Annotated in this window: 22 protein-coding genes; 20 read left to right on the forward strand and 2 right to left on the reverse strand. The window is 66.4% G+C overall.

What is annotated here, in order from left to right; genetic code table 11:
• The 3 genes from E4V01_RS24005 to E4V01_RS24015 all read left to right on the forward strand — a co-directional run.
• On the forward strand, positions 1–442 hold a 442-nt coding region (locus tag E4V01_RS24005), incomplete at its 5' end, for an integrase core domain-containing protein (RefSeq protein WP_135300096.1).
• A 90-nt stretch (positions 443–532) separates the two neighbouring features.
• A complete protein-coding gene (locus E4V01_RS24010; protein WP_135300097.1) occupies positions 533–793 on the forward strand; it encodes a hypothetical protein in 261 nt (86 codons plus the stop codon).
• Positions 790–1,059, forward strand: a complete 270-nt coding sequence (locus E4V01_RS24015) for a hypothetical protein (RefSeq protein ID WP_135300098.1) — start codon at positions 790–792, stop codon at positions 1,057–1,059. Before E4V01_RS24010 ends, E4V01_RS24015 begins: the two co-directional genes overlap by 4 nt.
• Here E4V01_RS24015 and E4V01_RS24020 read toward each other — a convergent pair.
• Positions 1,056–1,547 carry a LexA family transcriptional regulator gene (locus tag E4V01_RS24020; RefSeq protein ID WP_135300099.1) on the reverse strand — a complete coding sequence of 164 codons (492 nt, stop codon included), beginning with the start codon at positions 1,545–1,547 and terminating at the stop codon, positions 1,056–1,058. The genes E4V01_RS24015 and E4V01_RS24020 overlap by 4 nt on opposite strands.
• Before the next feature lie 226 nt (positions 1,548–1,773).
• Here E4V01_RS24020 and E4V01_RS26775 point away from each other — a divergent pair, with 226 nt between their 5' ends.
• The 7 genes from E4V01_RS26775 to E4V01_RS24060 all read left to right on the forward strand — a co-directional run bounded on the left by E4V01_RS26775 (position 1,774) and on the right by E4V01_RS24060 (position 7,332).
• Positions 1,774–2,106, forward strand: coding sequence for an HNH endonuclease (locus tag E4V01_RS26775; protein WP_371688541.1), 333 nt, complete (start codon positions 1,774–1,776; stop codon positions 2,104–2,106).
• A 534-nt stretch (positions 2,107–2,640) separates the two neighbouring features.
• On the forward strand, positions 2,641–2,931 hold the full coding sequence (locus tag E4V01_RS24035) for a hypothetical protein (RefSeq protein WP_153227060.1): 291 nt from the start codon (positions 2,641–2,643) through the stop codon (positions 2,929–2,931).
• A gap of 94 nt (positions 2,932–3,025) precedes the next feature.
• A complete protein-coding gene (locus E4V01_RS24040; RefSeq protein ID WP_135300102.1) occupies positions 3,026–4,690 on the forward strand; it encodes a terminase large subunit in 1,665 nt (554 codons plus the stop codon).
• 82 nt (positions 4,691–4,772) lie between these two features.
• Entirely contained in the window at positions 4,773–5,492 is a 720-nt protein-coding gene (locus E4V01_RS24045) for a phage portal protein (protein WP_135300103.1), read from the forward strand.
• Complete coding sequence (locus E4V01_RS24050) at positions 5,489–5,842, forward strand: DUF3168 domain-containing protein (protein ID WP_135300104.1); 354 nt, start codon at positions 5,489–5,491, stop codon at positions 5,840–5,842. Before E4V01_RS24045 ends, E4V01_RS24050 begins: the two co-directional genes overlap by 4 nt.
• A 506-nt stretch (positions 5,843–6,348) precedes the next feature.
• On the forward strand, positions 6,349–6,789 hold the full coding sequence (locus E4V01_RS24055; protein WP_135300105.1) for a hypothetical protein: 441 nt from the start codon (positions 6,349–6,351) through the stop codon (positions 6,787–6,789).
• 9 nt (positions 6,790–6,798) lie between these two features.
• On the forward strand, positions 6,799–7,332 hold the full coding sequence (locus tag E4V01_RS24060) for a hypothetical protein (RefSeq protein WP_135300106.1): 534 nt from the start codon (positions 6,799–6,801) through the stop codon (positions 7,330–7,332).
• Between the two features lie 291 nt (positions 7,333–7,623).
• Here E4V01_RS24060 and E4V01_RS25885 read toward each other — a convergent pair whose 3' ends face one another.
• Entirely contained in the window at positions 7,624–7,827 is a 204-nt protein-coding gene (locus E4V01_RS25885) for a hypothetical protein (protein WP_193763293.1), read from the reverse strand.
• 16 nt (positions 7,828–7,843) lie between these two features.
• On the opposite strand from E4V01_RS25885, the gene E4V01_RS24065 reads away from it, so the two are divergent.
• From E4V01_RS24065 to E4V01_RS24110, 10 genes are all read left to right on the forward strand, one after another.
• Positions 7,844–12,259 carry a tape measure protein gene (locus tag E4V01_RS24065; protein WP_193763294.1) on the forward strand — a complete coding sequence of 1,472 codons (4,416 nt, stop codon included), beginning with the start codon at positions 7,844–7,846 and terminating at the stop codon, positions 12,257–12,259.
• A 1-nt stretch (position 12,260) separates the two neighbouring features.
• The gene (locus tag E4V01_RS24070) at positions 12,261–12,641 is read left to right on the forward strand and encodes a hypothetical protein (protein WP_135300108.1); all 381 of its coding nucleotides are present in this window, start codon (positions 12,261–12,263) and stop codon (positions 12,639–12,641) included.
• Positions 12,642–12,644: 3 nt separating this feature from the next.
• Entirely contained in the window at positions 12,645–13,187 is a 543-nt protein-coding gene (locus E4V01_RS24075) for a DUF1833 family protein (RefSeq protein WP_135300109.1), read from the forward strand.
• An 8-nt stretch (positions 13,188–13,195) separates the two neighbouring features.
• Positions 13,196–13,507 carry a hypothetical protein gene (locus E4V01_RS24080; protein WP_135300110.1) on the forward strand — a complete coding sequence of 104 codons (312 nt, stop codon included), beginning with the start codon at positions 13,196–13,198 and terminating at the stop codon, positions 13,505–13,507.
• Positions 13,507–13,926 carry an NlpC/P60 family protein gene (locus tag E4V01_RS24085; protein WP_135300111.1) on the forward strand — a complete coding sequence of 140 codons (420 nt, stop codon included), beginning with the start codon at positions 13,507–13,509 and terminating at the stop codon, positions 13,924–13,926. The genes E4V01_RS24080 and E4V01_RS24085 overlap by 1 nt, the downstream gene beginning before the upstream one ends.
• A gap of 4 nt (positions 13,927–13,930) precedes the next feature.
• On the forward strand, positions 13,931–17,950 hold the full coding sequence (locus tag E4V01_RS24090) for a host specificity factor TipJ family phage tail protein (RefSeq protein WP_135300112.1): 4,020 nt from the start codon (positions 13,931–13,933) through the stop codon (positions 17,948–17,950).
• Positions 17,951–17,963: 13 nt separating this feature from the next.
• A complete protein-coding gene (locus E4V01_RS24095; protein WP_135300113.1) occupies positions 17,964–18,272 on the forward strand; it encodes a hypothetical protein in 309 nt (102 codons plus the stop codon).
• Positions 18,269–18,523, forward strand: a complete 255-nt coding sequence (locus E4V01_RS24100) for a hypothetical protein (protein WP_135300114.1) — start codon at positions 18,269–18,271, stop codon at positions 18,521–18,523. The genes E4V01_RS24095 and E4V01_RS24100 overlap by 4 nt, the downstream gene beginning before the upstream one ends.
• 98 nt (positions 18,524–18,621) lie before the next feature.
• Positions 18,622–21,300 carry a hypothetical protein gene (locus E4V01_RS24105; RefSeq protein ID WP_135300115.1) on the forward strand — a complete coding sequence of 893 codons (2,679 nt, stop codon included), beginning with the start codon at positions 18,622–18,624 and terminating at the stop codon, positions 21,298–21,300.
• 94 nt (positions 21,301–21,394) lie between these two features.
• Positions 21,395–22,338, forward strand: a protein-coding gene (locus E4V01_RS24110) for an IS630 family transposase (protein WP_135300116.1) whose coding sequence is annotated in 2 segments (ribosomal slippage) — positions 21,395–21,731 and positions 21,731–22,338 — 945 coding nt in all. Because the reading frame shifts where the segments join, the coding sequence is not laid out codon by codon here.
• Positions 22,339–22,349 lie beyond the last annotated feature (11 nt).

Below are 22,349 nucleotides of genomic sequence, written 5' to 3' on the forward strand. Positions count from 1 at the left end.
TGGCAAGATGGAGGCAGCGCAGTTCTTGCGCGATCTGATCATGGCGGTGCCCTACCGCATCCACATCGTCCTGACGGATAACGGCATTCAGTTCACCAACCGCAAGAAGGATACCTATGCCTTCGCGCACATCTTCGGCCGCGTCTGCGCAGAGAACGACATCGAGCACCGGCTCACCAAGGTGAACCATCCCTGGACCAACGGCCAGGTCGAACGGATGAACCGCACGATCAAGGATGCGACGGTCAAACGCTACCATTACGACAGCCACGATCAGCTCAGAGATCACCTCCAGCTCTTCGTGGATGCCTACAATCACGCCCGCCGCCTCAAGACGCTACGCGGCCTGACACCCTACGAACGCATCTGCCAAGCCTGGACCAAAGAGCCCGAACGCTTCAGAGTCGATCCGTCGCACCACATGCCGGGACCGTACACCTAGCCCGCCTGCCTGAACGAGCGCCTGGCATCTGGGCGGCGCTGGAACGCGCGCGGCTGCGCCTTGAGGCGCAATTTACGTTAGGAGAATGAAATGGACGCGAGCGATTTCCCGAAGCACACTGCCGGGCTGGTGTTGGAGCACAATCCGCATCTCACGTCGTACGCGACCGTCGAGCGCTACACCGACGATCTCGACGACGACGAATGGGTGAGCCCAGAGCAGCGGCAGAAAGCGATCGAGACCGGTTGTCTCTGGACGCTGACGTGGTTCCCGAACACACCGGTGGGATCGCATTCGCTATCGGCGGCCGATCTCGACGTGCTGCTGGCGGCAGCGAAGGAGGAAGTATGAGCAGGGAAGCTGAAGAAGCGCGCCAAGCCCCTCTCCGCGATCAATTGCGCGAGGCCTACGACGCCAACCACCGCGTTCGTGTCGACATGCGCGACGGCAGCCAGCGTGAGGGCGTGATCGAGGAGATCAGAGATCTTTTCGGCAATGCGCCGAGTGCAGAAACCGATTTCCTGCAGCAGACCTACGAGATCCGTTTCCACGGAGAGACGGAATTCATTCGCGGCAACCGCATCATGACGGCCGGCCCGATCACCAGCGGTGGCTAAGCGTTCTCATCCGCATCCATGATCCAGGCCCGCAGCGCCTGCGAGATAATCGCCTCGGCCGGAATGCCGGCGTTCTCGGATATCAGCCGCAGCCGCCGGTTCACGTCCGCCTCCAACTCCACGACGTAGGTGCGCTTGCGCCGGGTGGTGGCGAGCCGCGCCCGATCCTTGGGTGGGTGCGGAGAGACGACCGGTTCGTGCACGAGCATGGGGACCGGCTGCAGCACGCGGCGAACCACCTCCTTCTCGACGATCGCCACCGCTGGGCTGGTATCGGGCAATTCAACTAGCCGCAGGCCGTGCCCTTTCCGCGTGAGGAAGCCTTTCTCGATCAGCCCGTTCACCAGTCGGTGGGGCCCTGATCGGCTGCGCATCCCCATGGTCTCGGCCATCTCTTGCAGCGAAGGGCACGGCTGCTGGCTCACGATCCGATCCTGAATCAGCGCGAGGATGACGCTCTCTTTCCGGGTCAGCGAACGCATGCTCATCGTGATAGATAACTCCGATGACAGAATGTCGCAGAATAGGATTTATCTATTGTCCCGAGAATCGGTTGTGCGGCGTATTTCAACCAACGCATTGAGATGAATCGTAAAATTCCGGTTGCCCATTCCCCGGAACGACGGTATCCAAACCGCCATACGGAAAATTGCCTCTGGAGATCACCGGGTGCCGACGATCCTCGGCCGACGAGCCACGCCAGCGGCTCGGGTCGTGCGAGCGCCAGAGCCTGAAAGACCGAAGACGGCGGGAAGGGGCTACGACAACCTCTGGCGGAAGACATCGGAGCGGCATCGGCGACGCCACCCGTTCTGTGTCTTCTGCGCTCAGGAAGGCCGTCAGCGACTCGCTGATGCGGTCGACCACAAGATACCGATTGACGATGGTGGGGACCGGCTGAAGGCCGCGAACCTGCAAAGTCTCTGCTGGCACCATCACAACGGACTGAAGGCGGCGATGCAGGTCTACGCTCGCGAACACGGGCAGATCTATCTGCTGCCGCTCTGGTGCGATAACCCATCGGAAAGGCCGAAGCGACTCAGATAAGGCGCACCCTTTCCAGTAATCCAAGCAGCGCGACCTGATTGTTTTTGCGCAGATATGCTACGAGCGCATTCAGCGGTGGTTGATTGCTTTTATAGTGGTCATTGCAGGCTCCCGTGTACAACCCGCCTCCGGGGCCTGTGTATAAGCCTCCGCCAGGTCCAGAATAAAGCCCACCACCAGGGCCGGTGTACATGCCTCCGCCCGGACCGGTATATAACCCTCCGCCGGGCCCCGTGTACAATCCGCCTCCTGGGCCAGTATACATTCCGCCTCCGGGGCCGGAGTACAGGCCGCCACCTGGTCCTGAATAAGCGCCGCCGCCTGGTCCTGTGTAGAGCCCGCCCCCTGGCCCTGTGTAAAGCCCGCCGTTAGGGCCGGTATACCGATCGCGTGGCCACATGAAATTGTCTCCGGCCTTGGTGCAATTGCAGGCACTCAACTATGAGCGTCCGAAGCGATCCAGCGCAAGTAGGCCAAGGAGACCCTAAGGTTGTTGCGCATCCGGGCTTCCGCACGCTGCCCGCGTGCGATTTCGTGCTCAAGACGGACAAGGCGCGCAAGACCTACGACGAGCTTGCTCGACTGCTCTGGCACGCTGGCCGGCTGTCGAAGGCCAAGCACATGGCGCTGAGCCGCTACGCCAGCCTCGTCGATCAGATCACGGGCATCAGCGAGGAAGGCCGGACGCCCCGGGCCTCGTGGTTCAACGAAATGAGGCGTGCCGAGAAAGAGCTTGCGATCGATGACCTCGACAAGCCGATCTCCGCGCCGATAGAAGCGCCCGTCAACCGGTACGCGCGCTTCGGTTTCTCGGGCCGTCGCTGATCAGCGGTTCGCGCTGATCGACTTCAAAGGGGATCCGACGCCCGACTACGCCGGGTATGCCGAATGGTATTGCCAGGCGGTCGTGCAGGAGGCGGTGACGGCCTGTCGCTGGGAACGGCTGGCCTGCATTCGCTTCCTGCACATGCTTCAGGAGGCTCGGAAGCCACGCTCCGAGTTCATCTACGACGCGGACCGGGTCGCCGATGTCTGCGCCTTCGGTGAGACGCTGCCGCACAGCAAGGGCTTCGAGGGCACCATCGTCCTAGAGCCGGTGCAGTGCTGGTGGCTGGCGGCGATCTTCGGTTTCCGCGAGCGCGACACCGGCCGGCGCTGGACGCGCGAGGTGGCGCTCTGGGTGCCCCGGAAGAACGGCAAGACCGAACTCGCCAAGATCGTCGTCCTCTACTGCCAGAATTTCGAGGGCGAGCCCGGAGCTGAGGGCGTCATCATCGCCGGCTCGGAGCGGCAGGCAGACATTCCGCTCAAGGCGATCCGGCACACAATCGACGAGGTCGCCGAGCTGCGCGACTGGACGCTGGCCAAGGGCACGCACGAGGAGATTCGTTTCCGCCGGCACAACGCGGTGCTGAAGCTGCTCGCCGGCCGCGCACCGAACCTCGACGGCCTCAACCCGCACGTGGTGCTCGCCGAAGAGGTTCACGCGCAGAACCAGGACGTGATCGGCGTCATCAAGACCACCCAGGGCGCCCGCCTGCAGCCGCTGTGGCTCGGCATCTCCACGGCAGGCCGGAACGCTACGGGGCCCGCCTACGACGGTTGGAAGAGCGATCAGCAGGTGCTGGAGGGGAAGATGCGGGCCGACCGCGTCTTCATCGCGATGTACGCGGCCGATGTGGAGGATGAGGAGCGCCGCTTCGATCCCATCATCGTGGAGAAGCTCAACCCGCTGTTCGGCATCTCGTTGAATCCCGTCTCGCTGGAGACCGAGGAGCGCGAGGCACGGAAGAGCGAGGCGAAGCTCCAGGAGTACAAGCGGACCCGGCTGAACATCTGGAGCCGGGCGGCGGGCAACCTCTTCTCCGTGGAGTCATGGGACGCCTGCGGGGATCCGAAGCTCACGCTCGACGCGCTCCGGGGATACCCGATGTTAGTCGGCGTCGACCTCGCGAGCCACTCGGATCTGAACGCGGCCTGCTTCCTGATCTGCGTCGAGGAAGTGCTTTACGCGGTGTTCCGGTACTGGCTGCCCGAGCGATCGGTGCGCTTCCAGGATGACCGGTACGCCGACCAATTCGCGGCCTGGGCACGAGCCGGCCACCTGACGCTGACCAAGGGCAGCCACGTCCACCACCCGACGATCCGGAACGACGTGCTGGCGATGGTCCGCGGGCATAACGTGGCCGGTTTCGCCTTCGACCAGCACCAGGCCGACTACCTGATGGGCGAGGTCGAGGCCGAGGGCTACGCCGCCTACATAGTTCCGAAGGTCGCCAAACACATCACCTACGCGACCGACGACATCGCGACCCGGCACCAAGATCCCGAGCGCTTCCAGCACGACGGCAACCCGATCTCATCTTGGTGCGCCGGGAACGTGGTGGGCTACCGCGACGCCAACGACAACGTGCTCCCCAAGAAGGAGCAAAAGGGCTCCCGGCAGTCGATCGACGGCATGGACGCCCTGATCTCGGCGAACGCGGCCCGGCTGCAGGCCGAGGCCGGCAACATCGCCGGCGGCGTGAAGGTCATCAAGCCGAACATCTACCTTGAGCGCGGCCTGATCGGATTCGACGCATGACCGCAAGCGACATCTCGTTCGGCCTAGCCTGTTTCGCGCTCGGCGTGAGTCTCACCTCCCTTCTCGTCACGGTATTCCGCCGATGAGCCAAACCGAAGCCGAGATGTGGGCTGGCCTCGCCAAGTCGGATGAGGCGGGCCAGCTCGTCTACTCAGGCCCGGCGACCGATCCGCGCGAGACGATCGTCCGCGAGATGTACGACCGCGGCTGGGACGATCTCGGCTTCCTCGGCGTCGGCAGCGGCTACTATCGCGGCAGCGCCACCGGCCTGTCTCTGATGATCATGTGCGCCGACGTGAAGGCGCGCGATCTGTCGAAAGCCGAGATGCTGATGTGGCGCCGGCGGAGCGCCCGCGGCTGGGATATGGTCGAGGCGGGCTCCAACCCGATCGCCTACCGGCTGATGACCAAGCCGAACGACACGGCGATGACGTGGGTCGAGTTCTGGCGGATGGTGGTGCTTCACCTTGAGACCGCCCAGAACGCCTACGTATACACGCCGCGCACGGTTGAAGGGGATATCGAAGAGTACATCCCGATCATGCCCGGCCGGTGCCGGATGCGTGTGAGCGACCGCGGGCGGATTTTCTACGAGATCGTGGCGGTCACGGAATACGATCTGGCGGTGCTCGGTGAGAGCTACCTGATCGTGCCCGAGAGCGACGTGATCCATTTCCGCGGGCGCCTGATGGATGGCGTCAACGGCCTGTCCAACCTCGCCCTCGGCACGCCGATCCTCGACCTCATCAGCGCGATCGGGGCCTACCAGACGAAGCTTTTCGGCAGCCGAACGCCGCGGTGACCGCCATCGTCGGGCAGCGGATCAACCCTGGTGTCGGCCCGCAGAACGGCACGTTGCCGGACATTGTGGTCAACCGGATCAGCGGCGGCCCGACCTACGGGCTGGCTCGATCGACGGGGCTCATCGCATCGCGCGTGCAGATCGAATGTCGCGCTAAGAGCTTCTCGGCCGCGGAGAACCTGGGGGCGGCCGTCATGCGCGCCTTGAAGGACTTCCGGGGCACTGTTGGCGACCTGCGCGTCACGATGATGGCGACGGGTTCCGACTATGCCGAGCACGCGGATGACGCCTCGGTCTTCCGCCCGATCATCGACTTCTACGTCTGGACGACCGAGCCGGTGGCGGCCTGATGGGCGACTTCAAAGACCTCGGCGCGATGTTCCAGGCCCTGTCGCGACGACCGACTGCCGGGCAGATGCGGGCCGCGCGCGGCGAGGCGCTGAAGCCCTTCGTGGCGGCCGCCAAGTCCAATCAGGCGTCGAACGGTAGCAACAAGACCGGGAAGCTGTCCGCCTCGCTCGGCGTTGCGGAGAGGGGGCAGGACACCACGGCCCGGGACCGATCCGCGGCAAGAAGCACGCCTCCACGGGCCATCTCGTCGAGTTCGGAACGGCGCCGCATTGGCAGCCGAACCGCGGCAGCGGGCAGATGCATCCTGGCGCTCGGGCGAAGCCGTTCATGCGGCCGGCCTTCGAGCAGACCAAGGACGAGGTCGCGCGTCAGGCCGGCGAGCAGGTGCTGAACAGCGTCCTCAAGGGCCTCAAGACGCCCTGACACTTTCCACCGCCCGAAGCCTGCGTGCGCGGCGCCGTGGCGATCGTGGTTCTTCCCGCGCATCCAGACAGAGGAGAAAGACATGGTAGATCGTGTCACGATCAACGGCGGGACCATCGTGCTCTACAAGGTGGGCACGGGCGCCGGGGCGGGGGCTGTCCTCAACGAGGTCGAGACCATTGGCGACATCGCCCAGAGCCGCCCGGAGGTGAACGCCACCCCGCTCAGCTCGAAGGAGATCCGCTACATCGCTGGCCTCAAGGACGGCCAGAGCCTCGAGATCGTGATGTTCCATCTCGGCGACGACGCCAGCCAGACGGCGATCAAGGCGGCCTACGACAACGGCTCCTCGGTGGAGATTACCGTGCAGCCTGACCCCGACGAGAGCGACACTCAGGTGCGGTTCACGCTCTCGCTCACCGGCCACACCTACCGGATGGGCTCCGGCGGCGACCCGCGGCGCCGCGCCGTGTCTGGCCGCATCTCCGGGCCCGTGATCGAAGAGGCGAACGCTCGGACCTGATAGCGCGCCATGACCGACCCTCAGAACAAGGTGCCCTTCTTCCTCGCGGGAGAGGGGGCCTACCTGCGCTTCCGGCTGGCCGACCTCGTGGTGCTTCGCGAGAAATACGGCGAGCCAACGCCCGTGAAAGTGCGCAACGAATTGGGTTTCGACCAGGATGCGGTCGAGACTTTCATGGACCGGCTGAACACGCGGGTTGCGGTAAGCGATCCGGTGGCCATCCTCGATTGCCTGCGGGCCGGTCTCAAGCAGGCTGACGGGCGCAAGCCTTACGCCGGCATCAGCTTCGACGATCCGCCCTTCGGAATTGCCGACGCCCGCAAGCCGATCATCGACGCGCTCGTGCTCGGCGTCACCGGCAAGGACTACGCGACCCTGCTCGCCGAGCAGAAGGAGCGGGATGCCATTGAGGAGCGCAACGCTCGCCTTCGTGAAAAAGGCGCGATCTTCGATGGAGACGAAAACCTGGACCCTCGCGAGACCCTGATGGACTCGACATCATCGAGCGAACCGTCAGGGTCGGATACGCAGCCGGGCTCCTGACCGACGAGATCCTGATCCACACGCCGGCCGAGGTCTATCGGATCGCCAACGGTCGGCGCTCCACGCAGCGCGAGAACACGCAGTCCGCTGCCTACATGACGGCTTCGCTGACAGGCTTCGCGAAGCTCCCGCCCTACGACCAAGTCTTCCCTGCAGGTGAACCCAAGAGCCGGAACGTCGGCGCTCGGGAGTTCTTCCGGCGGCTTGGTGCGAACGTGGTCAGGAATCCCTGATGGTCGCAACCGTCGGCAGCGTTGAGGTCTATCTGAAGACGTTCGGTGTCGAGCGTTTTCAGACCGACATGCGCGGCATGGCCTCGATCTCGGAGCAGACCGGGTCGAAGGTCAAGCGGTCCATGGACGGGATCTCGACCTCGGCCGAGCGGGCGTCTCGCGCTGGCGAAGCGTTCGGCCGGTCGAACTCCGCGCTCAACGCCGTAGCGATCTCGGCGCTGCGGGCTGAGACCAGCGTCCCGGCCCTCAACAAGGCCTTCACGCTGCTCGGCACTGCGGTGGGCGGGCTCGCCGACGGCGTGGCGCTTAATGCCTTCAAGAACTACGCGGATCAGGCCACCAACATCCAGAACCGACTGACGGCGGTGATCCCGGTCCAGGCGCAGCGGGCACAGATCGATGACCAGATCTTCCAGACCGCCCAGCGGACCCGCACCTCCTACGAGGCGACTGCGAACATCTTCTCGCGGATGACGCTGTCGGCGTCGAACCTCGGCGCGTCTCAGGCTCAGATCCTGCGCGTGGTCGAGATCACGCAGAAGGCCCTTCAGGCCGGCGGCGCGACCTCTTCGGAATCGGCATCCATCGCGACGCAGCTCTCGCAGGCCCTCGGCTCTGGCCGGCTGGCGGGCGACGAGTTGAAGTCCATCGCCGAGAACAGCCCGGTCCTGATCCAGGCCATTGCCAAGGAATTCGGCGTCGGCGTCGGCGCGTTGCGTGACCTGGGCGCCGAGGGCAAGCTCACCGCGGATCGCGTGTTCAAGGCGATCATGAACGCGGGCGAGGAGGTCGACACCATCTTCGCCCGGACGACGCCGACGATCGCTGCCGGCATCCAGCAGATCGACAACGCACTCACCCGTTACATCGGGAATGTCGACAAGAGCATCGGCGCCACGAAGGCGCTGGTGGGCGGCCTCGAGTTCGTCGCCCGCAACCTCGACAACATCGGTGACGGTGCAGCCATTGCGGTGGCGGCGCTCGCCGGCCCGCTTGGCGCCCGGCTGCTGACCGGTGCCGGCTCCCGTGTGGCGGCGCCTTTCCAGAGCGCGAGCGCCAGTGCCCGCGGAGGGCTGGATGCGGCCAAAGCCACGCAGCAGGCGGCCCACGAGGCCCGCATAATCGCGCAGCGCGACCTGGAGCAGGCCGAGCGCGCCCTCAAGGATCTCGATGCCCAACCGCGGTTTAGGCAGGCCGCGCCGGACGTGCAGCAGGCCTACGAGCGCCAAGCCGCGCAGGTCGACAAGCTCCGCGAAGCGTCCACGAAGACGGCCGAGCGCGAGGCTGCTGCTCTCCTGAAGCGGGCTGATGCAGAGACGGTCGCGGCCCAGGTGTCGCAGACGGCCGCCAACCGCGTCGTCTCCGCCAAGGACACCCTTGCCAAGCGCGAGGCGGCGCTCAACGACATCATCGCCAAGCGCCCCGCTCTGGAGCAGGCGGCGGCGAATGCTGGCGTGAACGTCTCCCGGCGCCAGCAGGGCGGCTATTACGACGCGCTCTACAAGGTGGTGGAGCAGCGCGACAAGCTCGCCGATACCAACGCCACGATCGCGCTGACGAAGCGGAACATTGAGGCGCTCGACGAGGCCATGGCGCGCGAGCGCTCGCGGCCGACGGCGTCGAACTTCATCCCGATCGCCATGCAGCGGCGGCAGGCAGAGATGGACCGCCTGCCGGTCCTCTCCGGCCAGCGGGATGAGCAGGGGCGGATCCTCAACGAGAGCGAAAAGCGGCTGATCGAGGTCGAGCGCCGGATTGGCGACGCGCAGGCCACCGAGCGCGACAAGGCTGGGCGGAAGCTCGCCGATCTCGACAACCAGATCAGCAAGGCCCGCGCCGCGGTGGCGGGACAGGCCGAGAAGGTCGTTGCCGCGGAGGTGCGGGCGAACGACACGCTCATCGCCGCGGCGGAGAAGCGGGCACGTGTCCAGGCCGACCTGGATGCAAAGGCGATTGCAGCTGCCGCTCAGCGCCGAGCGGCTCAGCAGGCGCTCAACGAGGCTGAGAGCCGTCTTGGAGGACTTGCCGGGCAGGTGGGCACGTCTGCCGCGTCTCAGCGGGTGGCTGCGATCCAGCAGGTCGAGGCGGCGCAGTCCGTGCTCAATCGGACCTACTTCGCCGAGCAGGCGGCGCAGGCGAACGCAGCCGCAGCGATAGCCCAGAACAGCCGGGCGAAGGTCGCGCTGGCAGGGGCGGCGCGGGCAGCGAGTGGCGCCTTCACGGGGCTGGTCGGGCTCCTCGGTGGGCCACTCGGCGCTGCGCTGACGGCTGCTGGCGTCGGGATTGCGGGCTACACCCTCTACCAGGCGCGGGCGGCCGAGCAGGTCGAGGAGCACAAGAAGGCCGTCGACCGGCTGATCGATTCCACGAAGCGGCTGAACGACCTCAACGAGCGGGGGCAGGTCCGCACGCTGCAGCAGCAGGTCGAGGACGCGGCGAACGCGGCCGGGGCCCGGTCTGCCGAGGTGGACAGCCGTACGGCGCTGGCGGAGCGCCTCCGGACAGCGCAGGGGCGCGCCGCGCAGACGGGCGACGTGGTGATGGACCCGCGCGGCGGGCCGAACGCCACGCGCAACTTGACGATCCTCGACGAGGCTCTGAAGCAGGTCGGCACGTCAGCGGATAGCGTGCGCCTGACGCTCGTCGCAGGCGGTGAAGGCGGCGCGGTTGCAGCTCGTCAGCTTGCGGATGCGCTCGCCACTGTTGCGCTGAAGCAGCCCGAGATGCTGGCGCTCTCCCAAGAGGTATCGAAGCTCGCCGATGATCTGGAGCGCGCCCGCAAGGCCAGCGCCGACTTCGCTGGCCAAACGACGAACGAGCCGCGGACCACGGATCTCCCGCTCGACTACAGCATCGTCCGCGCTCCGGTTTTCAACGCTGGCCCGGCCGTCGAGGCATTCAAGGCGCAGATCAAGGAGATCAAGGACCAGCTTCTCTCGCTCGGCGAGACGGACATCAACATCGATGGCCTGGACACCTCCCGCGAGCAGATCGCACAATTCGCCCAGGACATCGTCGAGGCCCGCGCCAATGCGATGGGGGCGCTGTCCGGCAAGGCCGTCGTCCCGGAGATCAACGATCTCGTCCAGGCGTTCGGCAACGGCGCAATCTCAGCCGAGGAATACGCGACTTCGCTGCTGGATCTCGGCCAGAAATTCCCGAGCTTTCAGCCGTTGATCGACAGTCTTGTAGCGGCGGCACAGAAGGCGCTGACGGCGAACGCGGATATGGCGGTGCTAGGGGCGCGCGTGCAGGGGCTGGACGGGCTTGTCGCGAACATCCTGGTGAAGGTCGGGGTGTCGGGCGCTCTGCCGAACATCGGCGCCCTGGCCGCCTCGGAGCAGGCGAAGGCCGACGCCGCGCTCAACAAGGTCGAGCAGGCCAACCGCGTGCTTGCGCTTCGGGCCGCCGGCAAGGATGTCGACGCCAAGGTACTGGAGGCTCAGCAAGCAAACCCGGCACTGGATGCGGATCGCGCCCGCCGCGTGTTCGCTGAGCAGGATCGCCTCAACGATCAGATCTCGGCCAATCGCAAGGCTGCGCGCGGTGGTGACAAGGGGCGCAAGTCTCCTGAGCAGCGCAACGAGGAAACGCTCGCTAAGAAGCTCGAGGAGTTGGATCAGGACGCGAAGGTCGCGGCGCTGAACGATTTCGACCAGAAGACGGTCCGATTCGCACAGAGCGCGAAGGTGGCGAGCGAGCAGATCCAGGCGTTCATCGCTGCCGCGCGGTCCGGCGACATGACGAGCATTCCGCCCGTCATGCAGGAAATCTACGAAAAGATGCGCCTGCTGGAAGGCGTGAAGCTCGGAAAGGCGGCACTCGACGACATCTTCCCCGGGCGGCTGCTCGCCGAGCAGATCGAGAGCGTGCGCCGGGCCGCGCAGTCCTCGCCGGAGATCGCCGCCAACCTCGACCTGATCGAGCAGCGCCTGCGTGAGAAGGGCGCTCCCGAGTGGGCCAAGGATTTCACGTCCTCGTTCACCGACATGGTGAAAGGTGTGGCCACCGGCACGGCGACGATGGTGGACGCGCTGGCAACCTTCAAGACGCGGGTGATGAACCTCGCGCTTGATGCCGCCTTCAAGCCGTTAGAGCGGATGCTGACGGGCTTCCTCGGGGGTGCCGGGGGCGAGGGAGTCGGCGGCTTCGGCAACTTCTTCTCGTCGCTCTTCGGTGGCGGCGCGAGCGCATCGACTGCCGCAGGCGGCTGGGGTTCACTGCCAACAAGCGGCGGCCTCTGGCTCGCCGATGGTGGAATCGTCAAAGGCCCTGGCACCGGCACGAGCGACAGCATCGTCGCCCGGATCTCGAACGGCGAGGCCGTCATCCCGGCGAGGGCGGTGGCCGCGAACCGCCGCCTTGTGGAGGCGCTCGTCAGTGATCGCCTGCCGAAATTCGCCGACGGCCTGATGCCGGACTTGGGAGCGCTCACGGCCGGCTCGCTTGCTGTGCAGGAAGCGCGCCTGGGCGCCGCCCCGTCACCGAACCTGCCGAGCGACCACAAGTCCGGCATGGTGACGGAGGTCTACGTGACCGCCGGCGACAAGACCGGCGCGGAGACCACCATGGGTCCGCGCGGGCCCCGCACCGAAATCACGATCGACAAGACCATCGCCGCCGCGCTGCTGAGCGGATCCGAGACGCGGGCGGCGCTGAAGAAGCTCACCGGCGGCAGAATGACGGGAGGCTGAGATGGCCCTCAGCTATCCCTCCATTCTGCCCTACGACGGGCTGCGCGAAGGCTACTCGATCCAGAACTCCGGCTTGGCGCTGATGAAGTCGCCGATGCAGTCGGGCAAGGTCCGCATGCGCCGGCAATTCACGCTGCGCATCGTGCCGATCCAGTTCCAGATCTACTTCACACCGCAGGAGCTTGTGGTGTGGAGAGACTTCCTCTGGAACCGGCTCGGGGATGGCGCGGCCGAGTTCACGATGCCGGTCTGGGACGCAGGACAGCAGCAGTACGTCAGCCGTCTCGTGCAGATCCGCGACGGCGCCGAGGGCGTGTCCGAGCAACCCTTCGCAGATGACCAGACTTTGGTGACCTGCACTCTCAACGTCCGGGGGCTGTGAGCCTTGCCGATTGCCGCCACGCAGGCCTGGGCCGAGGCCGCTGCCACAGTCGACGCATCGCAGGTGATGCACGTCACCCTGGAGCTGATCCACTCGCAGTTCGTGGAGAATGGCCAGCCATCGCCGATCCGCGCGGTGATGGACACCATGGATGCGACCTTCCGCCTGGACGAGGGCGCGCCGCTGAACGCGGGCCAGCGCGTGCTGTTCAAGGCGGTGCCCTTCGGCATCGAGTACCCGCGCATCGGAAAGCTCGGGGTCGAGGCGCCCATCTGGATCGACAACGTGAACCGGGAGGTGGCTCGCTACCTCGAACCGGCGACCAAGCTGAACGAGAGCGTGGTGGTGATCTTCCGCGGCTACCTCGCCAGCGATCCGGACACGGTCGGGCACGGCCCGTTCCGGCTCCTCCTGCGCAGCGTGAAGCGCAAGGGCGCGCGGCTCGACGGGACGCTCACCATGGCCGACCCGACGAAGCTGCGCGTGATGCGCGAGATCTTCGACAACCAGCGTTTTCCAGCCCTCATGGTGGCGGCTGGGGCATAGGAGATCACATGAACCGTCGATCCGTTCTGCGGTGGCTCGGCCTTGCGCCGGTTGCCGCCCCTGCTGCCGTGGCCGCTGCGAGTGCGCCGGCCCTGCCGCCTGTCGACTATTCGGGGCTCGCCGCCGATGTGCGCGGTCGCCTCACGAGCGCCGGCTTCAGCTTCGACGGGCGGGTGCTGAGCGTGCCCAGCCTGAAGATCGTCGCTGCGCCCGTGGACGCGACAAGGTGGATGGAGGCCCGCCCAGCCATTCTCCCCGATGGGCGCGAGTTTATGATCACGGCCGACGGGCGGGCCTGGGAAGCCTGCCGGCCCGCTTGATGACCGACCGCATCGCCTTCCTCTCGGACCTGATCGGCCGGCCCTACCGGATCGGCGCGACGGGCCCGGACGCCTTCGACTGCTATGGCCTCGCCCGGCACGTCCAGGCGGCGCTCTACGCCGTGCCGATGCCGGAACTGCCCTTCGTCGCGGCGACGACCCGGCAGCAGGCCGAGGCGATGCTGAACCACTCGGAGCGGCAGAAATGGCGGGAGATCCCCGAGCACGAGGCCCAAGACGGCGACCTCGTGCTGATGGGCAACGTGGCTAAACGCGACTTCCACCTCGGCACCTACGTCGTGCCCGGCACGGCCGGCGTGGTGCTGCACATCGACGAGGCCAACGGCGTGGTGGCGGACGATCTGCCGTCGCTGCGCGCGATCGGCTTCCACTACCTCCGCTGCTTCAGGCGCGCCTGACCCCATGCACATCGCCGTCCGGCATAACCTCCAGGTCTTCGACCCGGCGGACCCTTCGCTCTGCGAGAGCGGCGCCATCGTGCTGCCGATCGCCGAAGCGCAGGCCGTCATGGGCGAGACCGTGGCTGCCTACCTCGTGCGCGTCGCATGGCGCTTCGATCTGCCGACGGTGTGCCGGATCAACGGCGAGTTCTATGCCCGTGCCGAGTGGAAGACGCGGGCGCTCGGGGCCAACGACAACGTCGAGTTCGTCAGCCGGCCGCTCGGCGGCGGGTCCGGCGGCGGCTCGGCGGCCAAGAGTATCTTATCGGTCGTCGCGCTGGTGGCGCTCACGGCGGTGGCGGGCCCGGCCGGCCCGCTAGGCGCTGCTTTGGCCGGAACGCTCGGCAGCGTCGGTGGCGCTGTTGCCTCGGCTGCGATCGTCGGTGCCGGCGCCCTTGCGATCAGCCACTTCCTCGCCCCCAAGGCCGGCGGCAAGACCAACAGCAGCGACGCGCTCTACTCATTCGGCCTACAGGGCAACGCGGCCCGGCCGATGCAGCCGATCCCGGTGCTGAACGGCCGCCTCAAGTTCGCCCCCGACTACGCCGCGCCGACCTACAGCGAGTATGCCGGCGACGCGATGACCGACTATGCGCTCTACGCGCTGACGTGCGGTCGGATGCGGGTGGAGCAGGTGCTGATCGGCGACACCCCGATCTGGCACTACGAGAGCGGCCCCAGTCCCGACTATCCCGGCATCGAGCTTCAGATCGTCGAGCCGGGCGAGCAAGTCACGCTCTACCCGGTCAACGTGGTCACGGCCGACGAATTGAGCGGGGCCGAACTCGCGACCGACTTCACGCCGGGCTACATCGTCAACGCCGCGGGCACGCGGGCCAAGCAGCTCCTGCTCGATTTCGTGTGGCCGGGCGGCGCTTACGTCACCTTCAAGGACCGGACGCTCGCCGCCAACACGGACATCGAGATCCAGGCGCGCACGGTGAACGATGCCGGCGCGGCCACCGGCGGATGGGTCACCGTCTTCGAGAAGGTCTACAGCCAGGCGAAGCAGAGCCAGATCCGGGTCACGGAACGGGTCGACGTGGCGCCGGGCCGGTACGAGGTCCGCGGGCGCCGTCGCAACCCGAGCGTCAACGACAGCGGCATCGCCAAGATCGGCGGCACCGACGACGTGACGTGGACCGCCCTGCGCGCGCACATCGACGGGCCGCAGGCTTTCCCGCGGGTCACGACGCTGGCGGTGAAGGGCGTCGCCTCGAAGCAACTATCCGGCGTCTCCGGCGGCCAGCTTCGGGTCATCGGCACGCGCATTCTGCCAGTCTGGCGCGACGGGCTGTTCGTGGAGGAGCCGACGCGCTCCATCGCCTGGGCTGCGCTCGATTGGTGGCGCAACAGCGATTACGCCGCTGGGCTCAGCATCTCGGACATCGACTTCCAGAGCTTCGTGCGCCACGCCGCGCTGTGGGATGCGTTCGGCCACACCTTCGACCACCGGTTTACCGAGGTGCAGAACCTCGACGACGTGCTTGAGACGGTGCTGAAGGCAGGCCGCGCCTTCCCGGCGCCGGTGGGCGACAAGCTCACGATCACCCGTGACGAGCCGCGCGTGCTGCCGCGGATGCTCTTCACCGACAACGACATCGTGCGCGAGACGCTGGAGATCGACTACGCGCTGTCGGACGAGGCCTGGGCCGACGGCATGGTCGGCGAGTATGTCGACGAGACCACATGGCGCCTCGCCGAGGTCTCATCCGCGCCCGACGGCGTAACGCTGCTGAAGCCGGCCCGCGTGCAGCTCGAAGGCGTGGTCAACCGCAAGCAGGCCACCGGCATGGTGCGCATGATGGCGGCCGAGAGCCAGTATCGCCGCATCACCGTCTCGTGGACCGCCCGCATGGAAGGGCGACTGCTGAAGCGCGGCGATCTCGTGCGGATCACCACGGAGGAGCCGGAGACCTGGGGGCAGTCCTGCGAGGTTCTGAGCTTCAATCCGTCCTCGCGGTGCCTCGTGCTCGACCCACCCCCGGAATGGGCGGCGAGCGGCAACCACTATGTCGAGATCCGCCGTCGCGACGGTAGCCCGTGGGGGCCGGTGCGGGTGACGCGCGGCGCCAACGACGCCGAGGCCATCGTCAGCGTCTCCGAGGTCGGTGGCGTGACGCTTGCCGACGCGGTGGGCCGCACCGGCACGCAGGAGCCGGCGTGGCTCGCCTTCTCCCCTGGTCAGCCCCGCTCATTCCCGGTGCTCATCACCGACGGCGACCCGGACCAGGATGGTGAGCACATCCATCTCTCGGGCGTGATGGACGCGGCTGAGGTCTATGCGACCACCGAAAACGGCGTGCCGCCGCTCCTGCAGATCCCCGACCTGTTTTCGTCCGCTCTGCCGGTCATCGCCGCGCTGATGGCCAGCATCGCCCAGCGGCAAGCCTCTCTGATCCTGACGGCGGGCTGGCAGCCGGCCAAGAACGCGGTGAGCTACGAGGCGCAGGTTTCCTACGATGCTGGCGCGTCGTGGATCGGTGCCTACGAGGGCGACCGGACCACATTCGAGGCTGTGGTCGGCGGTTCGGACCAGATGAAGGTGCGGGTCCGCGGCGTGACGCCGGCCGGCCCGCGCGGGGCATGGTCGGTGGTCGATGTCGCGGCGCCCTCGCTGATCATCGGCGCGGGCACGGTGGTGTTGGAGCCCATCGACTACGAGGGCCTGACGCAGGACGTCCGCAACCGGATCGCCTACATCCTAGAGGTGGAGCGTGTGGCCAACGAGAAGGCCAGCGACCTCCTCGCCCGCGTGCTCGCCGCGGCAGCTGTTGGCGACGCGAACACGGCGGCCGTCCTCTATGAGAAGCAGGAACGCTTAACTGCCGACACGGCGATTGCCGGTGATCTCAGCGCCGCAGTCGTCCGGCTCGGAAGTGCCGAGGCGGCTGTCGTCACCGAGCGCGAGGCGAGGATCAACGGGGACGGCGTCCAGGCCCGGCGGACCGACCTACTCATCGCGCAGACTGACGGCGATCGAGCCTACTTCCTATCTGAGCAGCAGGTTCGGATCTCCAATGACTCGGCCACCGCCACCAGTCTTCAGGTGCTAAGCGCTCAGTACGAGGACAACCGCGCGGCCATCGTCACCGAGCAACAGGCGCGGGTTGGTCAAGACAACGCGCTTGCGACCTATGCGCAGGGCGTCAACGCAAAGGTCGACAACTTTCAGGCATACTTTCTGAACGAGCAGGTCGCCCGCATCAACGCGGATAACGCCTTTGCTGCTCAGATCACCAGCGTTCAGGCTCAGACTGATCGCGGCACCGCCACGGGCCGCATGACGCTTCAGGCCAGTTCCGGCATCGCGGGCGTGCAGGCCCGGTTCGAAACCCTTCTGGCCGTTGTGTCCGGCGGGCAGCTCAGAGGAGCCGGCTACTACATCGACCTGTTGCCGGATGGCAGCAGTCGCTTCGTCATCGACGCCAACGCCTTCTACATCACGTCCAACGGCCAAACCGCGCCGGCGTTCTCCTTCGACGGCTACACCCTCACCATCCCGAGCCTGAGGGTCACGCAGCAGGCGATCCTGCCGGGTGCCGCCACGGAGAACTGGTCGCTCGTCACCCCCAACGAGGTCGACGGCGGCGCATTCTCGAACGATTGGCGGGAGGTGCCGGGAACGGGAATGACCGTGTCCCCGGATGCGCAGTGGAGCGCATTGTTCAGCGGCACCGCGATCCTGAACGTGGTCGCTCAGGGCAACGCCAACCTGTCCACTACGACCAGGCTTGTCGTCGCGGTTGGCCTCGATGGCGTCCCCTATCAGGCCAGCTTTGCCGTCGCCGTTGCATCCGCCGGCGGCTCGGCGCCGCCGTCCGTATCGAACGACACGGCAATCCAGTCCGGGCCGGCACTGTTCGAGATCCTGCCTGCCGGTTGGCCGCGTCGCATCTGCCTCCTCTACCAGCTCACCGGACAGGTCGGCTCCGGCCGGATCAAGTTCGGGCAGCTCAAACTCTCTGTCAGCAAGCGGTGAAAGGATCAGTTTCATGGTCACGGTGACCGAGACATCGACGCGAACGCTCTCGTCTTCCGACGAGATCGCCGCCTTCCTTGAACAGCGCTTCGCGCAAATGCTGGCGTCGAGCCCGTTCAAGCCGGGTGAGGCCGTCCACATCGCCAACCGCGCCGGCCTGCCGACGGATCTTGGCGCTGGCGACGTTGGGCTGATGCTCCTGGACGTGCCGGGCGCGTGGTCGCACGTCATGCTGCTGAGCCCGACGGGCCTGCCGATTGTGGTCCAGGTCGCGAGCGGCAACCTGGCCAAGCGTGGCTCGGACGAGGCTCCCGTCGCATGAGCGAGCACGCCCCCGCCGCTTCCGCGCCCATCCACTCGCCCGTCGAGATGGACGGGCGCATCGCCGAGATCGAGGCGCAGCGCAGCATGGCGCAGAACCGCTGCATCGTGCTCGCCGGCCGCAACGCCGAGCTGCTGGATCTGCTGAAGATCCACCGCGCCGAAGTCGAGCGCCTTACCACCCTGCTCAATGACGGCCCTGAGGCCGTTGCCGAGGCGGCCATGCCCGTCGCGCCGCTCGCCGCGCAGTAAGGCGTCCGAGCCTCCCACCGTCCCCCTGAAAAACCTGACCGACCCCGCGCGTGGCTCACCGCCGCGCCGCGGCCTTTCGGCTGCCTGGAGGCCTCCCTGTGGCCGACAACATCGCCTCCTTCACCTTCACCACCCAGGAAGACTGGTACGGTGAGCTGGTCTTCCGGTCGGCTGATGACGGCTCCACGCTGTCCTTGGCGGGGCGGCAGTTCATCATGCTCGTCACGCCGGCCCGTAGCGGGGCTCAGATCGTCGAGCCGAAGATCGAACTGACGATGGGCCAGGATGGTGGACTCTCGCTCAAAGAAGGCGATCCGAGCACGCTGGTGTTCCGAGCGCCGCGGGACGCTACGAAGGACTTGGAGCGCATCGAGTTCACGGCCGACATCCTGGAGGTCTTCGGCAGCGCCCGCTACCTCTTCATGCCGGTGCGGATCAACTACGTCGAACCGTCGGGCTTGCGCGCCTACCTTTCGCGTTTCCTCGGCGCCTCAGTCTCGTTCGCGGCGCGGCAGCAGCCCATCGTCACCCCTGTGGCGGTGGCGGGACGCCAGGGCGCGCGGGGCGCAGGCATCTTGAGCGGCAGCCGGGCGCCCTTGGCGACCGATGGTGGTGTTGGGGATTTCTGGATCGATCTCGGTTCGCCGACGCAGCCGCCCCGTCTCTATCCGCCCAAGACACCTACCGGATGGGCGAGCAGCTTCGTCGAGTTGATCACCAACCAGATTCTGTCCGACGCCCTCGGCCGGGCGGCGATGCTGAGTTCCGCCCGCTTCTCTCTCGATGACGGCAATCTGGCGGACGGGCAGACGGCGCTCACCATTCCCGGCGGTTACACGCCGGGCATCGTCATGATGTTCCGCAACGGTGCGGTGCTCCAGACCAAGGATTACACCGCTACCGATGGCAGTCGTGTCGTCCTGAGTACCGCAGCGCGGGCTGACGACGTGTTCGACGTGCGTGGCTTCCGCGTCGGGGGCGTGGCCAACGCCGCGCCCGCCCAGCACCAGCACAACGTCGCCGACGTGCTCGGGCTTCCGAAGGCGATCGAGGATTCAGCGCAGCGCGCGGCCAACCTCGGAGATCTCGCCGACCCCGTCGCGGCTCGCAGCAATATCGGCTTGGGCAACGTCGATAACACCGCGGACGCGGCTAAACCGGTGTCTCTCGCGCAGGGCATGGCGATTGCCGGGCGCGTGGCCTCGGGTGCAGTCGGAAACGAAGTCATCACGCCGGTCGGTGCCACTCTCGCCAGGATCGCCCGTGAAATTTTCGCCGATTACCGGACGCTGGAGTCGTTCGGCGCGGTCGCCGATTTCACGGGCGATCCGGCCACCGCCACCGACAACCGCATTGCCTTCAACCGGGCGCGCGCATCGGGAGCTCGCGTCATCGCCGGGCGCCCCGGAGCCTATTACATCGGTGCCGATCTCGATGTGGCCGGTGACGTGAACGAATGCCTCCACGGCCTCGGCGTCGGTATTTCCAAGTTCGTGTTCGGGGTGAACTGCACACGGGCCTTGAAATCCTCGAAGAGCGGCCCCCGGTTCAGCACCGCCTATCGTGACTTCGACGTCTGCACGCTTGGGCAGGAGACGGTCATCGGCATCGACGTCACCTATGCCGTCGAGCAGACCGCCATCCCGCGCGGCACCTACGAACGCCTCCGCGTCATCGGCTGGGACCGGACGAAGCACGGCCCAAAGGGGGGGCTCCTCCTGCGGGACAATCTTTGGTGCGTCGTGGATGACATCTACGTCGAGGGCCGGGTTATTCCCGGCCGCTCCACGCCGGAGAACTACACGCCAGCCGATTACGCCGTGCGCTTCGAGTCTGCAGCCAGTTCTGGGTGCGGGTACATCGGCAAGATCCGCGGCTATGCCATGAAATATGGCATCGACGGTTACGCTCCCGGTGCGATCGAGGGCATCAACGTCGGTCAGATCGACTGCGTCGATGTTCTCTGGGGCGCACGCTTGGACTTTAGCGGCTTTGCAGCCGGCTTGGAGTTCCATCAGGGACACGTCAACGGCTTCCTCGGCGGCGTCACGGCAAAGTATTGCCCGGAGGCGCACCTCGCGAACCTCGTGCTCTACAAGCACCCGAATTCGCCCGCAGCCATGGAGTGGGTCGGAATTGCGCTCGATGTCTGCACCGGATCGCAGGCGTCCAACGTCAAGATATCAAACTACACCAACAGCACCAAGCTCAAGACCTTCTCGGTTTCGCGATCCAGCGGGTGCGCGCTGGCGGCGACGACCTCGGGCGGCGACGTCGATGTGACCTTCGACGCATCTTCAACCGACAACCATGTCGATCTGCTCGTGCAGGGCACCCCGGCCGGCGTGCTCTACACCGAGACCGGAGCGAGCGCTGGCAAGAACAGCGTCAAGCGGAAGTTCGTCCCGGTCTCCGCGAAGAACGCCGCCGCTGTGACAAGCAGCGGCACGACCCAGAGCATCGCATCGATCACGACTTACATGCGCCAGGGCGAGCGCCGCCGGGTCTCGGCTGCACTCCGCCATATCTCAACCACGGCATCAGGCGAACTGCTGCTGATCGTGGCTCAGACCGGAGGTACTGGAACGGTAAAGTTCTACCAAGATGCGGACAATGCTCAGGACCGACGCCCGCAGAGCGCTACCGTACAGATTGTCAGCCTGGACGCGTCCATCGTCTGTACCGCGACCGGCACGGTGCGCATCGACGCGCAAGTCCTCTCGACGGTCGCCGGCGGATCTATCAACGCCGGAGGATGCCAAATGACAATCGAATAGCTAGAGCGTTTTCGGTCTGAGCTGCATCGGGCAGGTGGGGTTCACGCGAAGCTGTTGGGCTGATTCACTGATCGCTCTTGAGAAGGAGCGAAGCATGGGCCGACCCTACAGCCAGGACCTGCGCGAGCGCGTGGTGAAGGCCGCGGCAACGACTTCGCGCCGCCAGGCGGCCGCGCGGTTTGGGGTCGGCATCGCGACCTCGATCCGCTGGATGGCCGCGCTCACGACGACTGGGACGGTGGCCGCTCGTCCGCAAGGGCGAGCGCGCCGCTCGAAGCTCGATCCGCACGAGGCCTTCTTGCGCGGACTGATCGACGGACAAGACGATATCACCCTTGAGGAGATGCGCGCCCGGCTCCGGGACGAGCACGCTCTCACGGTGGGGCTCGGCACCCTGTGGAGCTTCCTCGACGCACGCGATCTCACCTACAAAAAAAGACAGCTCACGCCGCCGAGCAGGAACGCCCGGACGTGAAAGCGGCGCGCGAGGCCTGGTTCGAGGGCCAGCCCGATCTCGACCCTGCGCGCCTGGTTTTCCTCGACGAGACCTGGACCTCCACCAACATGGCTCGCACCCGTGGGCGTTCACCGCGCGGCGAGCGGCTGCGCTCGCCCATCCCGCACGGTCACTGGAAGACCACGACCCTGGTCGCCGGCCTGCGCCTGTCCGGGATCGCCGCGCCGTTCGTGCTCGATGGGCCGATCAACCGCGACGCCTTCCAGGCCTACGTCGATCAGGTTCTGGTGCCCGAACTCGGCCCCGGCGACATCGTCGTCATGGACAACCTTGGAAGCCACAAGGGGCCGGCCGTGCGTGCCGCGATCGCGGCAGCCGGCGCGCGGCTCTTGTTCCTCCCGCCCTACTCGCCCGACTTCAACCCCATCGAGATGGCGTTCTCGAAGCTGAAGGCGCTCCTGCGCAAAGCGGCCGAGCGAACCGTCGAGGGATTGTGGTCGGCCATCGGACGCCTCGTCGACACCGTCACGCCAGACGAGTGCGCCAACTTCTTCGCCGCAGCAGGATACGAACCAGATTAAACCGAAAACGC

Source organism: Methylorubrum sp. Q1, assembly GCF_004683995.1.
Lineage (GTDB): Bacteria > Pseudomonadota > Alphaproteobacteria > Rhizobiales > Beijerinckiaceae > Methylobacterium.

Bases quoted from the DNA above. Each gene is read 5' to 3' on its own strand.
- E4V01_RS24055 (WP_135300105.1), top strand. From the start codon at position 6,349: ATGGTAGATCGTGTCACGATCAACGGCGGGACCATCGTGCTCTACAAG.
- E4V01_RS24020 (WP_135300099.1), bottom strand. From the start codon at position 1,547: ATGAGCATGCGTTCGCTGACCCGGAAAGAGAGCGTCATCCTCGCGCTG.
- E4V01_RS24045 (WP_135300103.1), top strand. From the start codon at position 4,773: ATGAGCCAAACCGAAGCCGAGATGTGGGCTGGCCTCGCCAAGTCGGAT.
- E4V01_RS24080 (WP_135300110.1), top strand. From the start codon at position 13,196: ATGAACCGTCGATCCGTTCTGCGGTGGCTCGGCCTTGCGCCGGTTGCC.
- E4V01_RS24090 (WP_135300112.1), top strand. From the start codon at position 13,931: ATGCACATCGCCGTCCGGCATAACCTCCAGGTCTTCGACCCGGCGGAC.
- E4V01_RS24085 (WP_135300111.1), top strand. From the start codon at position 13,507: ATGACCGACCGCATCGCCTTCCTCTCGGACCTGATCGGCCGGCCCTAC.
- E4V01_RS24015 (WP_135300098.1), top strand. From the start codon at position 790: ATGAGCAGGGAAGCTGAAGAAGCGCGCCAAGCCCCTCTCCGCGATCAA.
- E4V01_RS24100 (WP_135300114.1), top strand. From the start codon at position 18,269: ATGAGCGAGCACGCCCCCGCCGCTTCCGCGCCCATCCACTCGCCCGTC.
- E4V01_RS24095 (WP_135300113.1), top strand. From the start codon at position 17,964: ATGGTCACGGTGACCGAGACATCGACGCGAACGCTCTCGTCTTCCGAC.
- E4V01_RS24070 (WP_135300108.1), top strand. From the start codon at position 12,261: ATGGCCCTCAGCTATCCCTCCATTCTGCCCTACGACGGGCTGCGCGAA.
- E4V01_RS24010 (WP_135300097.1), top strand. From the start codon at position 533: ATGGACGCGAGCGATTTCCCGAAGCACACTGCCGGGCTGGTGTTGGAG.
- E4V01_RS24060 (WP_135300106.1), top strand. From the start codon at position 6,799: ATGACCGACCCTCAGAACAAGGTGCCCTTCTTCCTCGCGGGAGAGGGG.